We start from the raw sequence: 14,520 nt of genomic DNA on the forward strand, positions 1-14,520 counted from the left end.
AATGACTTCTATAGTAATCATAAGTATTCAGTTAGAATCACTAAGTTGTTGGTTAGTAATGTGTTGTCGGTTTATATTGAATCTTGATGATTCATTTCGACTCATGAAGAATCGTATGGTTTAGTCATTGGTTTAGTCATTGGGTTAGTCATGGCAATAGGTAAGAGAGAGTTAGACAAGGTATTAATAAATCCTGCGGGTAAGCAAGTGATGCATAACCATGAGCTAGGTTTATCATTACGCGAGTCTGCTAAAGGGGTTTTAACTTGGCAGGGAAAATATAGTTTTGAGGGCAAGCAGTACCGTGTAGATTATGGACACTACCCGCAAATGTCGCTTAGAAAAGCTGAGGACGCACATGCAGAAACGAGGCATTTAGTCGCAGAAGGTATCGACCCAAAGCTTGAGCGCCAGCAAGAAGTGGTCATTACAGTTAAAGACTTGTGCCGAGAATGGATGGCAAAATACGCGGCTCATCATAGAAAGCGATTGGCCATCCCTGAAAGAGAAATTAAAGCTGATATAAATCCTTCTATCGGTCACATTAAGCTATCTATTCTTAAGGTTCGTCATATAAACCAATGTATAGACCAGATAATGGCTCGAGGTAGTAAGGCTCATGCACGAAAAATTCTTGGGTTATTACGTCAAATCTGCGCTTGGGGCGTGCGTAGAGGCTACTTGAAAAATGATCCGACTGCTAGTCTGAGAAAGTCTGAATGCTATACACCGAAGCCCAGAGAACGTTATCTAAACAGAGAAGAAATTGCGCTTGTATGGAAGAAGTTGCCAGAGCTAGGGTTATCTGTTCAGGTGGTATTGGCGACTAAAATTCTACTTCTAACAGGTCAGCGAAGAAGCGAGATTACCTTATCAAAGTGGCAACACTTAGATCTTGAAAGTGGCTCTTGGTTTATTCCAGAAACTAAGAACGGCAAACCTCATAAAATACCGTTATCCAAGCAGGTGATTTCACTATTCGAAGAACTAAAAGAATATTCAAACAATAGTCAATATGTTATGCCGTCACCGAAAGGTGACGGGCCAATGAGTGAAAAAGTAATCACTAGAGCGATTGCGAGGAAGCAAAGTCATTTTGGAATTGAACATTGGACTCCGCATGATTTAAGGCGTACAGCTATTTCTGGGATGAATGGGATAGGGGTGATGCCTCACATCGTTGAATTACTGGTTAACCATAGCTTGCCTGAAATGTTGAGGGTGTATGTTCAAGGGAAACAAGACAGTGAATTGTTTGAAATGCAGAGGGATGCGCTTGAGCAGTGGTCTAACCATATACAGGAGGTTTGTCATGCAAGTGGTAAGGCCTGAGAGTCTTAAACACTTTCTAGGTTTTCAAAACACTACTAGTCGAAAGTGTCCAGAAGTGGGCTAGGGCGTTCTGACACATTTATGCCCCAAAATCAGTTAGGGCAGCAACTTTACAAACATTGATAGCCTGTCTTTTCCCATACCTAATCTAATCCGTGAAGCAACGCTCAGCGCACAGTAACTCATACTAGTATGCTTACATTGATGGGCTGCACGGAACTGATAATCATGAGAGTAGATACGTGCAAAATTTAGTCTGTGATGCCAATAGCGCACCGTAAAAAGGAAGTAAAATGACTCAGTTTCCAAAGGTTGGACATGAAGTGTGCTTTGGTGATTTCTGCAATGCGATGCCTGAAGAGTTAAGTAATTTCCCAGAAGATGTCTTAAGGCAATGGGTTTACGAACATGGCAAAGGAGATGGCGATGTAGTTGACGCGCTTAATCTCATTCCAAACTTGTCAAAATGGGTTTTTCAGTTGGTAGAAATGCCTAATGCTGATATTAAAAGCATCAAGCTTTATCCTTACGATGAAAAGCGGCTATTAGATAAAGGGGAATGGTGGTTAAAAACAGGTCGCCATAATGCACCAGCATTTTGTGATTATATGCTTGAGCATGGTACAACCCCTGTTCCGCTTTTAGTTGCTCAAAATGCCTCCAATCATAACCATCCCATCATAGAGTATCGATATCCTGAACGCGAAGGACCTATGCTTGAACCCTTGCACTTGCTAGAAGGTAATCGTCGCTTTGCACTACTTAGAGCAATGATTAACAATGGTACAGCTTCACTGAAGGATAAACACTTAGTATGGGTAGTTACCTTGCAATAACAGGTTATACATTGTGTAGTTCTAGATAAACTTGGCAACAGAGGTTAGTTATATAAGATTGATTTGCCATTTACTATGCTAACAAAGCATTTATATGATTTTAGGCTAGAACTGCAACAGCATCGATCTTAGAAAATAAACCTTTGCCCCGTTTCAATTCAGACCCTTCACTCACGACGTTCCTAAGTATCGACGTTTGCCCTAATTTACCTACTAATGCGAATTATCTGATCACTAAACGTCTGTCTATTTGGTAACTCTAGTGAGGCAAATTTCTAAATTTAAGACTCTGAATTGATCGTATTTTGCAATCGACTAATGCGCTGAATAATCATACGAACACCTTACCATGCTTGTACAGTGTAGCGTTGCACACTACAGTTGGTGCGTAATATGTACAATCCCTTGTAGAGGTTATTATGAAAAGTAACGAAACTGTTCCTCATTTAGGAACTCACATTAGACACAGTGTAATCCCACAAGGGATGTCGGTAACCAAAGCGGCTGAACTTTTAGGGGTTGGGCGACCAGCTCTTTCAAATCTACTAAATGGGAAAGCATCGTTATCCGTTGAGATGGCAAAACGATTGGAAAAGGCATTTAGTTACTCAAGTAAAGATTTACTCGCCATGCAGACAAATTACAGTGAGACTCAAGACGCAGATAAAGAAGCACCTTCAAATATTAAAGCATATGTACCAACGTTCTTAGCTCTGAAAGCTAACGATATTGAACATTGGGCATCACACAATATTTCTGCTCGCACGAGGTTTCCTGTTTTCTTAAGGACGCTTGTCAATTCTACAGGATTAAACCTAACTCAAGTTGATTTCCCAGGGAATGATGATGGAGAGCGCCCTGGCTGGGATGGCTTCATTATCTCAAGTGAAGGTACTCCATGGATTCCGAAAGGGAAATCAGGTTGGGAGTTTGGGGTTAATAGTAATGTAAAAGGTAAGGCGGATGGGGACTTTGATAAAAGTGTAAAAGCTATCAGCTCTAGTGATAGAGCCGATATGACTTTCGTATTTGTAACACCGCGTCGATGGTCAAGCAAGGCCAAGTGGACTGATGCAAAAAAAAACGAGCAACTTTGGAAAGATGTACGCGCATATGATGCTAGCGACTTAGAACAGTGGCTAGAGCAATCCCTTGCGGGACAAGCTTGGTTCGCAAATGAAACTCACGGTGTAAATAAAGGGGTTCGCTCCTTAGATAAATGCTGGAGTGATTGGGCTGATGTTTCAGAGCCACCATTAACAGGAAAACTATTCACCTCAGCAATTCAAGCAGCTAAGCGGAAGGTTTTATCAAGATTATCCAAATGTAGTGAAGGCCCTACCATTGTAGCTGCCGACTCAAAAGAGGAAGCTCTAGCATTCGTGTCTCAACTACTAAGCCAAGAAGGTGGGACAGAATTAGCTTATTTTCGAGATAGAGTATTAGTCTTTGATGAACCAGGCACGTTAGCAAAGCTTGCTGAAAGTACTCAAGCATTTATTCCCGTAGTACATAGCCGTGAAGTAGAAAATGAGTTGGCACCATATACTAAAAAGTTAAATTCAATTGTCATTTACCCGCGCAACGCTTTTGGTATAGAACCACATGTTGTTCTGGAGCCTGCAAGTTATGAGACTTTCAAAAAGTCTATGGAGGACATGGGTAAGAGTCGCGATGATATACAGCGTCTTGCACATGAGTCAGGTAGGTCTTTGACCGTTTTACGCCGTAGATTAGCTCAAGTACCCTCTGTGCGCACTCCTGAGTGGGTAAGTGAGCATGAAATAAAAGTTAGCTTGATACCTTTCCTACTAGTCGGCGCATGGCATTGTAAAAATGAAGCAGATCGATGTGGGATAGAATTACTGGCAGGCGAGCGGAGTTATTCTCAGTTAGAAAGGGAGTTTCAAAGATTAGCGCAGCTTAATGACTCTCCCGTTTGGATGACCGATGGATATCAGGGTGTTGTATCTAAAACTGACTTGTTATTTGCTGTTGGTGATGCTCTAACAGAAGATGACTTAACTCGCTTTTTTGATGTTACTCGAATGGTTTTAGCAGAAGACAATCCAGCATTAGATCTCGAGGAGAATCAACGCTGGGCTGCTTCAATGTATGGAAAGACGAGGGAATTTTCAGAGGTGTTCCGTGAAGGGCTTTCTGAAACGCTAGTTTTATTATCTTTGCATGGAGATGCTCTGTTTAAAGGCCGTTTCTCTCTAAATGCTGAAGTTGAAGTTGAAGTTAGTAAGTTAGTAAGCAGTTTATTATCATCTCCTCTAACAACTCGAACACTTGAAGCTAATGATCGTGATCTTCCTACCTACGCTGAAGCCACACCAGAAGTATTCTTATCGATACTCGAAGCTGACTTAAAAAGTGAGAATCCAGGAGTTTTTGGCTTACTCAAACCCGCCAGTATGGGGCCTTTCAGCCACCCTAGCCGTACGGGATTATTATGGGCACTAGAAGGACTTTGTTGGAGTCCAATTACCGTATCACGCGCAGTGATGATCCTAGCTCGATTAGCACAGGTAGAGATAGATGATAACTGGGCTAACAAGCCAATTAAATCATTATTGGCAGTGTTCAGATCTTGTATGCCGCAAACATCGGCAAACCTTGAGACTAGAATTGCGTTGGTTAAACGTATTCTTATTAAATATCCTGATATTGGTTGGAAGCTGTGCATAGAGCAATTTGACACACGAGGTCGAATAGGTGATTACAGTCATAAACCCAAATGGCGTACAGATGGATATGGGTATGGCGAACCACTTCAAGATAGAATTCAAGTAAAGGTATTTATTGATGAAATGGTCATTTTGGCTTTAGGTCGAGAATATTACTCTGTAAATATGCTTACTGACTTGCTCGACAGGTTTGAATCTCTCAATGAACATGACCAACAAGTGATTTGGTCGAATATTGAGAAATGGGCTGGAGCGAAGGCTACAGATGCGGAAAAAGCACAGCTACGTGAAAAAATCAGAGTCACTGTGTTTTCTAGGCGTGCCTTAAAGCATTCTTCTATTTCTGCTGGTCAACAGAAATTAGCAAAATCAGCCTATGATTCTTTAGAACCATCAGACTTGTTGTTTAAACATAGTTGGCTTTTTAAAGAACGTTGGGTAGAACCATCCGCCGATGAAGTTGATGACATAGATAGTTTTGACTTCAACGCTCGTGATGAAAAGATAAAATGCTTACGGATTAGTGCACTGAGTGAAATCGTAGAGGAAATGGGGAATGATGGTCTCTTAGCCCTTTCAAAAACGGGAAACACTGCATGGGATATTGGATGGTTATGCGCTAAGTATTTAATGAATAGAAAGGAGCTTATAGGCTTACTGAAGCTTACTTTTCAGCAAGTTTTGGTTGAGTGTGGAGAAATCCGCCCTCTTCGTAGCCTAATCTCTGGAGCTATATTTGCCATTTCAAAGGAGACAAAAAGTAAGCCTATTCTGAAAGAGGTTGCGGCTGACTCATCAGATGTAGAATTTGTAGAGCTACTTTTACTCACCCCTTTTAGGAAATCCACTTGGATAATGGTCGACGCTTTAAGTCTAGATGCCCAGCAAATATATTGGGAAAAAGTAGAGCCTTCGCGGATCCACGAATGTGATGAAGAAAACAACGAAGGTACAGAAAGATTGATGGGAGCTAACAGGCCGCGCGCTGCCTTTTCTTGCATCCAGCATCACCCAGAAAAGCTAGGGGTGAAAACCTTATATCGCCTGCTCTCAAATATCGCAACAGGGGTCAATGAGAAATCAGGTCAGTATATGCCTGATAGCTACCATATAACGGAAGCATTCAAACACATCAATGCTAGTCATGAGTTATCTTTAGAAGAGAAAGCAGGCCTAGAATATGCGTATATAGAGTTGCTGTCTTCTAGATTTGGAGGTGAACAGGACAACTCGATTCCTAATTTGGAACGGTATATTGAGCTTCACCCAGAATTGTATGTACAAGCGATCATTTGGACGTACAAACGAAATGATGGAAGACCTGATCCGAGTGAGGTACAAGTGTCTAAAAACCAAATTGAAAATATGGCTAAACGTGGTTACCACTTACTTGAAGCTGTCAAAATTATTCCTGGTCATAATGACTTAGGTGAATTGGAAACCGAAAGGCTTAGAAAGTGGGTGACAATTGTCCGTGATTCATGTGAAGAACTTAGCCGTTCAGAAGTTGGGGATTTATGTATCGGAAAGCTGCTATCAGCATCTGCTATCGGAAAAGATGATATTTGGCCGTGTGCAGAAGTAAGAGAAATCCTTGAGGATATTCAGTCTGAAGACATTATGAGAGGAATGTGCACAGGCGTTTATAATTCTCGAGGAGTAACAACCCGTATGCCTGGTGATGGCGGCAATCAAGAAAGAAACCTCGCAGAAAAATATAGGGAATTTGGACAGAAAATGTTGTTATCGTACCCTTATGTTGCTGCGAAGCTTTTGTTTGCTATCGCAGAGTCTTATGAGCGTGATGCGAAACGGTATGATGCTGATGCTAGTGCAAGGTTGAGACTAGGTAGGTAAGATAAATCATATGCACTTTTGTAACTAAGTTTACTTTTTCTAATCTGAATGAAGCAAGTTAGAACTATTGCTCTAACTTGCTTTTGTCCAAAGGTGAGTTAGAAAACCAATAGTTTATGGGGCTGCTTTGAGCGATTTTCTGCCATTTACATAGGGCTCATCACAGTCAATTCACTTGAAAGCTGACGCTCAAACTGAGGTCACTACACGCCTACTAAAATAGTAGCGATTCAATTGGAGCTGTACTAGCGTCTAGTTGGCTAGCGATATCTCCCGCAAATGGCACTCAAGCAAACCTAGCTTGAACGGTTCAATGGGCAGAGTGCAATCGAGTAAAAAAGCGTCTGACTCGCGCAAGCTGACATCAGCTGTAAACGAGACACCTTGGTCGTTTAAAACTACCATATCGTAATCAATGAAACTCACATCTGTTCTTGCATCGAACAGGCGGCCCTGACGATCAGGGAAGACGCATAGGGTCTTGCTGGTGATCGCGCTGCCCGCTTGCTGGTTGTGTAACGCTACGCGGGGGCAGGGCAGATCAGTCTCTGGGTTGTACAAGAAAAACGCAACGTGCGTGTCGGAATAATGGTGCGTAAAAGTGTGCACAACTTCCATGGCATAGGCCTGAACTGTCGACGTTTTATTTTCATCTGCCACGCAGCCGGCGGTTAAGCCTCCGCTGGCAACAAACGCAAGCAAAGACATCAAGGACGACTTCCGCCTCATCATGGGGTAACTCCTGTTAGCATGGGCTGACTCGCAGTCAGGGTGTTAAGGTGCTTGGATCGCAGCTGAAATCTGGTATAAGGTACTTGCGACCAGTTTGCCTGGTTCTGGATTTCACGTTTGAAGTCTGCAAAGTTCGCCGTCGCAAGGTGTGTCTGAATTAAGAGACGGGATCTGGGCGTGTAATCGCCGCGGTAACGCAGATCTACCACAACATCGATCATCTCTTTTGGCAGCTTCGACCAGTCAACACTTCCATACGCTGCAACTGTGCTGGTCTTGCTAGAGATTCGTTTTACATCCGCTAGGTGAAACTGGTAGACATCTTTAAAGAGTGCCAGCTGCACTCGCGCTGATATCTCCACATCAAGCAGATCCTGCTCAATGGCAAACTGCTCAGCTGCTTTGCCAGACAAACCTGCTGCATTGCTGAGTCTGGTCGCCAACACCGCATCTATACCGGCTTTGGTCAAATCCGCGAGGATCCCAGCTGCGGTTTTGTGCTTCATGTCGTAGCCACGTCCCAAGGTTAGCCCTGAGCTGATCGACGGTACATGTAGAATCCGGCTGTGAAAACGTCCACCCTCCGTACCCTCCGCGTCCCATGTAACCCTGCCTTGCATTGGGGGAGTCAATGACGTACGAGTAAAGCCGTTCTTTAAGGTGTTCACCAAGGTCTTAAAGGTGCCCCGGTTCGCGGACACCAATCGGTCTGGCTTACCCATCTTTACAACAGTGCGTTGGAAGGTTTCGAGTAACGCTAACATGGCAGGATCGACCTGGTCGTTGAAGGGTAAGTCGGGTTTCGCAGTGCTACGCGCCCAAGCATTCAATAGGGCTTTAATAAGGTAAACGTCTTTGGGCGCATTTTGTCCACGCTCGCCAACGGAGCCAGTCATTATGAGGGCGATCATCGATTGTCCTTTGGTATACAGCAACTCCTTGTTGCAAGTGGTAATATACGCATATCCCAAGCTTGTTTCAATCCCGCCCCTGAAGGTCGCCAACTCTGTGACAGTGCGCAGTGAAGCAAGCTCTTCGTAGAAAGGTGATAATCGCCATCCACAAGCTTTAAAAACTATCAGTTCAACCAACGCCTGCTATGCAGTAAGTCATTCCACTAAATTAGTGTCCGGAATGTCCAGTGGCACAAAGCAACCCTTCGCTCCAAAATCATTGTGTCCGGAGATGAGTTGATTGTTCGTGTCTGACACGGAAATGTCCAGAGACTTCTCAGCTAGTGTGCAACTCGCCTTTGCCCCGAAATGAGTTAGAAAGTGCCGCAAACCAATGTTTATCCGCACCGCTATGACCATTTCCATGTAAGCGACGGAGGGCGATTATATCTTTTCCATTGTTGTTGATTTATTTGTTTATAGTGTCTTTTATCTATAGTGCTGTTGCTTTATAGTGTTATCGCTTTATTATCTGAAGCTCAAAATTGATATGCTGTTAAAAGGAGTTTTTTATGGCAGAAACACTTGCCTTGCTTGAGAAAACCGAAATAGCTTCAAAAAACTGGTTATCTGATCGCATCAAAACAAGCAGTCCCTATCAGGAACAAATATGGGAACAAGGAATTAATGATTTAACTATTGTGTCCCGGACTCATGGCAGAGGAATAGTCTGCAGCGCAGGTCAGGAATATATTGACTTTATGTCCTGCTCTTATCTCGGGCTTGAGCAGCACCCCGCTTTACGCCAAGCTGTTAAAATGTCGGTTGACAAGTTTGGTGTGCAATATTCCGCTGCAAGAACCCGGGCAAAATGCGATACTTTTGACTACCTCGAAGATAAACTGAATACTATTTTTCTCGACTCCTATACGGTGACATTTAATTCCGTAGGAGCCGCACATCTGGCAGTCCTTCCGATTCTTGGCTCAGGAGAGTTACCGGGTTACGGTATGAGCCCAAAAGGTGTGCAGTGGATCATGGACAAAACGACACACGCTTCGGTGCAAATCTTAAGGGGGATACTGGAACAGTTTGGCCACTGCGACAGGATAAACTTCTCTGATCAGGATAAATTGTATACTGCCTTAGAGCTGTGCCGTCAGAATGGCAAAACACCCGTCCTTATATCGGACTCCCTAGGCTCAATGGGAGGTAGCCATGATGTCAGTTTTCTAACGAATTTAGCTGCTGAGTATCAGGGGTATTACTATGTAGACGATGCGCATGGTACCTCAATCATTGGAAAAAATGGCTGCGGATATACATTGCACCAGATAGGGGAATTTAGTGACAATCTTATCCTGCTCTCCTCACTCTCAAAAGCTTTCGGTTCTCATGGTGGTTCTGCCTCTTTTAGTCATCCACAGTCAGCCTCATTCATCAAAAAATATGCATTGAATTATATTTTTAGTGGTCCTCCCTCCTTACCCGGCATTGCTGCATGTTTAGCTTCAGCGGACATTCATCTTTCTGGTGAAATAATTGCACTGCAAAAGAAGCTTCAGGATAATATTCACTTCTTTGACAATGCAGTGCGTAATGTCGAAGTCAAAGATAAAACAAGTCCCATCCGTACGCTTCAAATCGGCTGTGAGACTGAAGTTATCAAAACCTCTAGACAGCTCCGCCAGCAAGGTTTTTTGGCAACCGCAGCCATGTACCCGACAGTACCTAAATCAGAAAGTATTATCCGTGTTGCCCTTTCTGCCGCGCATTCCATTGACGATCTTGAACAATTTGCTTCGTCCGTAAATGCATTGACAGAGGGATTGACATGCTGACAGAGTTGATTACCGCCTACCGCTATTCGGCTGCTCTGCATGCGTTTGTGAAGCTCGGCATACCTGTTTGGCTGGGGCGCATGGGTCCCATAAGTTTGGATGAGCTGTCTGCTGCCAGCCAGGTAGAGGCCGACCGCCTGTCACGCCTGTTGGATGTAATGGTAGAGTGCAGTGTAGTGCGTGTTGAGAGGGCGCACTATGTCCTGACAGAGGAGGTCGGCGCCTTAGCAGACGAAAATAGTCTTGAAACTCTGTGGATTCTGTGCGAACTGGGTGAGGAATATTGGAACATGTGGTCGGATTACCCCTCGTCCCTGCGTTCTACAGCCCCAGTGTCCGCATTTGAAACCCGACATGGCAAGTCCTTCTTTTCATATATCCTCACTAGGCCAGAACTGAAAGGCACCTTTGATAGGTTGATGGCTAAAATTACCGAGGAACTTGCCACCGAGCTTGTTAGCCACATAGCATGTGATGCTCAGACGGAAGTTGTAGATGTTGGAGGAGGTCAAGGTGTTCTGATGAAAAAGCTGCATCAGCACTACAACCTGAAATCCGCCACTGTTCTAGACGTGTACCCAGGGAACAGCAGGAACGAAACTGGTATCGACTTTGTGGACGGGGATTTCTTTACTAGAGTCGTCGGAGGCAAAGACATCTATATCCTGAAAAATATTCTACACGACTGGGATGATGCCAGCGCCTTAACTATCCTGCGAAACTGTCATCGGGCCATGACGCCGGAATCAACGCTGTTTGTCATCGAAATTATCAAGCAACCTGAAAGTAATAAAGGCAAGACGCTAGACTTGCTCATGGATGCGCTCTTTCTGGGAAAAGAGCGGTTTTATGCAGAATATCAGGTGTTGGCCCAAGTAGCGGGCTTCGTCATCGACAGAGTACTCCACACCTCGCTGTCACAGTCCGTCATGGTGTGGAGAAAAGATATAGTATGAATCTATACTGGATTGTCGCAAAAGAAGAATACAGCAATGTTACGGAAATTGAGAATGCGTATGCGGAGTACGCCCGTGAACTAAAGAAACGGGATATCACCTTCAGTTTTATCGCTCTGGAAGATTGTGTCGTTGCTACTCATTTGGATAGGGGGCCGATACTACTGCACAAGAACCAGCCGTTGGATTACTCTTCTGCTACATTTATCATCTCCCCGGCCAACCTAAACGCTCAGGCTCGCTCCATCTCCTCAACCCTGCGCCATTTCCTTCGTGTCCGAAGCACATGCCTACTGAACGATGGTATTGCCGGGATTGAAACGTTGGAGTGGGACAAAATAGGGCAGATGTCTTTGGCAGAGAAAATCGGAGCGCCCGTGCTCCCCTTTAGTATGTTAGGGTATCATCGGCAGGTTATTCCAAGCATTGAGCAATTTATTACCAGTCACCCTGGAGAGTATATTTTTAAACCCGCCGGCACCGGCATGGGTTTTGGCGTAATCAAGTCAGGGAGTGAGCAGCATGCGCTCAGCATCGGAAACCTGATTTCAGCCTCATCTCTCGAATATTTCATGATGCCTTTTCTGCCTGATGCTTGCGATGTACGGTTTTTCTTTATTGCTCAGAAACTGGCATTCATTAAGTTCCGCAAACCCCGGGGAGAAGGCTATATCGGTAATGTTGCCCTAGGCGGGGAGCAGGTTATTTTGACAGAAAATATGTTTCTAGCAGACTATGGCCATGCGCCATTTTTCACAGAAATGCTGCGGTTGTCTTGGGAAATCATGGTTCAGGCAGACTGTGCGGTATTATCAGTAGACTGGCTGATGAATAACGACGGTTTTTATTTTAATGAGATGACCACTGTCGAAACGGGCCTAACGAAGCTGCCGGAGGGGATCAGGGCATTTGTATTCGATCAACTGGTAGGGATAATCCACGATAATCATGAAAGCAAATAAAACGACCTGTTTCATTTATCTGACGGTATTTCTTGCGGAATTTTCATTCTTCTTTGCTCTACCACTATTAGGAAAATCCCCAAATCTCAGTGCCTCCAATGTGGCAACCTGTCTTGCCGGAGCTGTACTGCTGGAAAGTCTGCTTATGCTGACTATCACCGGTTATCTTGAACGCTTTTCTAGGAGAAAACTGATCAGTATATCCCTACTACTGAGAGGCGCGGCCTTCTTGACGATTTATCTGACAATGTCATTAGTCGGCTGGCTGCTGTTCTTCTTGATTATTGCGGTATCCAAGTCGGTTTCCAAGCCATTTTTACGGGAGGTACTGGCCGAAGTTTTGAGCGGACCGCAGTTGAAAAAAGCACTCAATACGTTCTCGCTGTGCCAGAACTCGGCCGTTTTCGTGGCACCGATGCTGGCAGTTGCAGCGATGAATTTTGGATTTATCGAAGCTGTAATGCTGGTTCTGACAGTATCCAGTATCGTTATGGCCTTGGTGGCGTTGCGACTCATTTACAACCTTCCGGCCAGTCATAAGCATTCAACTAGCTCACCACTGGCGAGTATGAAGGCAGGGGTTCAGAGCATCATGGCAAGTAGCCACATACAGCGTATCCTGCTGTCTTCATTCTTCTGTTTTCTCATTATGGGAATATTCATCACCACTACAACTCTGTTAGACAAAATCAATCCTCACCTCGGTACATATTCCGGGGTATTCTTTTCTGTCGTTGGTGTGACAATCTGTCTGTGGCAGGGGGGCGTGGCAAAACTGATCTCCTTCAGTGATCGGCGTCGTACACAAATCATCCTTGTATGTGGGTTATTGTCATCAGCTTATTTGCTGGGCTCTGTGTATATCGCGCTTACGGCGTTGATTGCGTACAGCATTTATGAGTCCGTGATCATTCCAGAACTTTACTATCAGGCGACACATATTGAGTCTGGTGTATCTACCAGCGTGTTGTTCAGCTACATTCTGATTGTGTCTAACGCTGGTGAAGCATTTGGCTCATGGATTACCGGATTTGCGATCACGCACTTAGCTGACCATGTTCCGCTGTTTACCTTTATTGTTGTGCTGAGCTCCGTGATGATTTCGTTCATCTGCCTGACAAAAGATGACAGAAAGGAGTCACCATGTCAGCCATAGTTTTCGCTACCGGTGGAACAACCGGAAATGCCAGAATTGTTGAGCATCCTTGGGATAATTATCAGTTTGTAACATCCTCTGCAGCTCAGGTATTACGTCCTCTATTCATGGACTTACAGGCCCGCACGGTCGCGAACTGTCTGACGGCAGGCAATCTATGGGGCGGTTTTCTTTTTGCCCATGAAATTTGCCGTCACCTTGGGGTGAAATATTATCCTTTTGCCTCAGTTGTTGAACATGACACACTTTGTGAAGCCATATGTACAGGAAATATTGACACAATAATGTGCCTGCCAAGCTTTGCTGAACGCTTATTTAGCGAGAAGCGTAAAGAGCAACTGGCCTCTATCAGGAATATTTTTTATCTCGGGGAAATGTTTCCCGATTCACTTGTCGAAAAGATACAAAAACTACTTCCAGACGTGTGTATCAAACCCCTAGCGTACACGGCGCAAGAAACTGGTCCAGTGGGTTTTCAGTGCTCACACTTGAGTGGTACACACTACCATATTTATGATCATATAGACCTCGTTTGTTCTCCGGTCAGCGGTGAGCTCAGTGTAACTGTGAGATATCCCGGACAGAGCCCCCTGTTGATTCATTCAATGGGAGACGTGGGTGTTCTCGAACGCAATGCCCAGTGCCCGTGTGGCCATATGGGCGATATCCTGCACCTTCAGGGGCGGATCCCAACATCGAGAAACATTCTTGGCACTTCGATTTCAATCTATGAGTTCACCCGGGTACTGTCAGAAGGCTCTGACCACTCTATATCAGATACTGATGTGCAACTTGTTGAGGTTGATTATGAAGAACAAGGCCTAGGGCTCGTTCTAATGGTGTGTCAAAGAAGTCAGGTATCAGCAGAAACAATTAGTGAGCGACTTAAATTGTCTCCGTTGATAAGAGAATTGATCAACGATGCCTTATATTTTCATGTTCTCATTGCAGAGAAACGAACGTTTCTGAAATCGGAGTCCACTCATAAAGTCAAGCCCTTTATAAGGACAAGGTACCAACCTGCTGAAGAAAACGCAGTATGCCTTGTAATAAAGTAATTAACCTGAACTCGGTGTTTAAAAGAGCACCCGTAAAAAGTAAAGGTACAGATGGATTGGTATTGAGGTTTCAAACTTCATATTATTTGTCAGCGAACAATAAAGTCTGTGTAGTGGATGAGAAAACTGGTCATACGAACAGAGGGTTTTGCCATACTCCTGATTATTCTTTAAAAACTAAATTAGCAAAATCACTAACACGCT

The 14,520-nt window shown here is 44.2% G+C and carries 10 protein-coding genes; 8 read left to right on the top strand and 2 right to left on the bottom strand.

From position 1 onward, the window contains the following. Positions 1-150 precede the first annotated feature (150 nt). The 3 genes from OAG1_RS08890 (at position 151) to OAG1_RS08900 (ending at position 6,718) form a co-directional block, all read left to right on the top strand. Positions 151-1,332 carry a site-specific integrase gene (locus OAG1_RS08890; RefSeq protein WP_338625840.1) on the top strand — a complete coding sequence of 394 codons (1,182 nt, stop codon included), beginning with the start codon at positions 151-153 and terminating at the stop codon, positions 1,330-1,332. Between the two features lie 293 nt (positions 1,333-1,625). Next, the gene (locus OAG1_RS08895; RefSeq protein WP_338625842.1) at positions 1,626-2,168 is read left to right on the top strand and encodes a hypothetical protein; all 543 of its coding nucleotides are present in this window, start codon (positions 1,626-1,628) and stop codon (positions 2,166-2,168) included. 419 nt (positions 2,169-2,587) lie between these two features. Then, positions 2,588-6,718, top strand: a complete 4,131-nt coding sequence (locus tag OAG1_RS08900; RefSeq protein ID WP_338625844.1) for a helix-turn-helix domain-containing protein — start codon at positions 2,588-2,590, stop codon at positions 6,716-6,718. A gap of 252 nt (positions 6,719-6,970) precedes the next feature. Here OAG1_RS08900 and OAG1_RS08905 read toward each other — a convergent pair whose 3' ends face one another. Next, positions 6,971-7,426, bottom strand: coding sequence for a hypothetical protein (locus OAG1_RS08905; protein ID WP_338625846.1), 456 nt, complete (start codon positions 7,424-7,426; stop codon positions 6,971-6,973). A 20-nt stretch (positions 7,427-7,446) separates the two neighbouring features. Beyond that, positions 7,447-8,541, bottom strand: a complete 1,095-nt coding sequence (locus OAG1_RS08910) for a hypothetical protein (RefSeq protein ID WP_338625848.1) — start codon at positions 8,539-8,541, stop codon at positions 7,447-7,449. 374 nt (positions 8,542-8,915) lie between these two features. On the opposite strand from OAG1_RS08910, the gene OAG1_RS08915 reads away from it, so the two are divergent. Genes OAG1_RS08915 through OAG1_RS08935 form a run of 5 tightly spaced genes read left to right on the top strand, consistent with a single transcriptional unit; the run spans position 8,916 to position 14,316 of the window. Then, positions 8,916-10,184 (top strand): aminotransferase class I/II-fold pyridoxal phosphate-dependent enzyme, encoded by a 1,269-nt coding sequence (locus tag OAG1_RS08915; RefSeq protein ID WP_338625851.1) that lies wholly within the window; start codon positions 8,916-8,918, stop codon positions 10,182-10,184. Then, complete coding sequence (locus OAG1_RS08920; protein ID WP_338625853.1) at positions 10,178-11,140, top strand: methyltransferase; 963 nt, start codon at positions 10,178-10,180, stop codon at positions 11,138-11,140. Before OAG1_RS08915 ends, OAG1_RS08920 begins: the two co-directional genes overlap by 7 nt. Continuing rightward, positions 11,137-12,102: a hypothetical protein gene (locus OAG1_RS08925; RefSeq protein ID WP_338625855.1), complete on the top strand. Its 966-nt coding sequence runs from the start codon at positions 11,137-11,139 to the stop codon at positions 12,100-12,102. The genes OAG1_RS08920 and OAG1_RS08925 overlap by 4 nt, the downstream gene beginning before the upstream one ends. Then, complete coding sequence (locus tag OAG1_RS08930) at positions 12,089-13,258, top strand: MFS transporter (RefSeq protein WP_338625857.1); 1,170 nt, start codon at positions 12,089-12,091, stop codon at positions 13,256-13,258. Before OAG1_RS08925 ends, OAG1_RS08930 begins: the two co-directional genes overlap by 14 nt. Next, on the top strand, positions 13,246-14,316 hold the full coding sequence (locus OAG1_RS08935; RefSeq protein WP_338625859.1) for a hypothetical protein: 1,071 nt from the start codon (positions 13,246-13,248) through the stop codon (positions 14,314-14,316). The genes OAG1_RS08930 and OAG1_RS08935 overlap by 13 nt, the downstream gene beginning before the upstream one ends. Positions 14,317-14,520: the final 204 nt, after the last annotated feature.

This window comes from Agarivorans sp. OAG1, assembly GCF_037076485.1.
GTDB classification, from domain to species: Bacteria; Pseudomonadota; Gammaproteobacteria; order Enterobacterales; family Celerinatantimonadaceae; genus Agarivorans; species Agarivorans albus.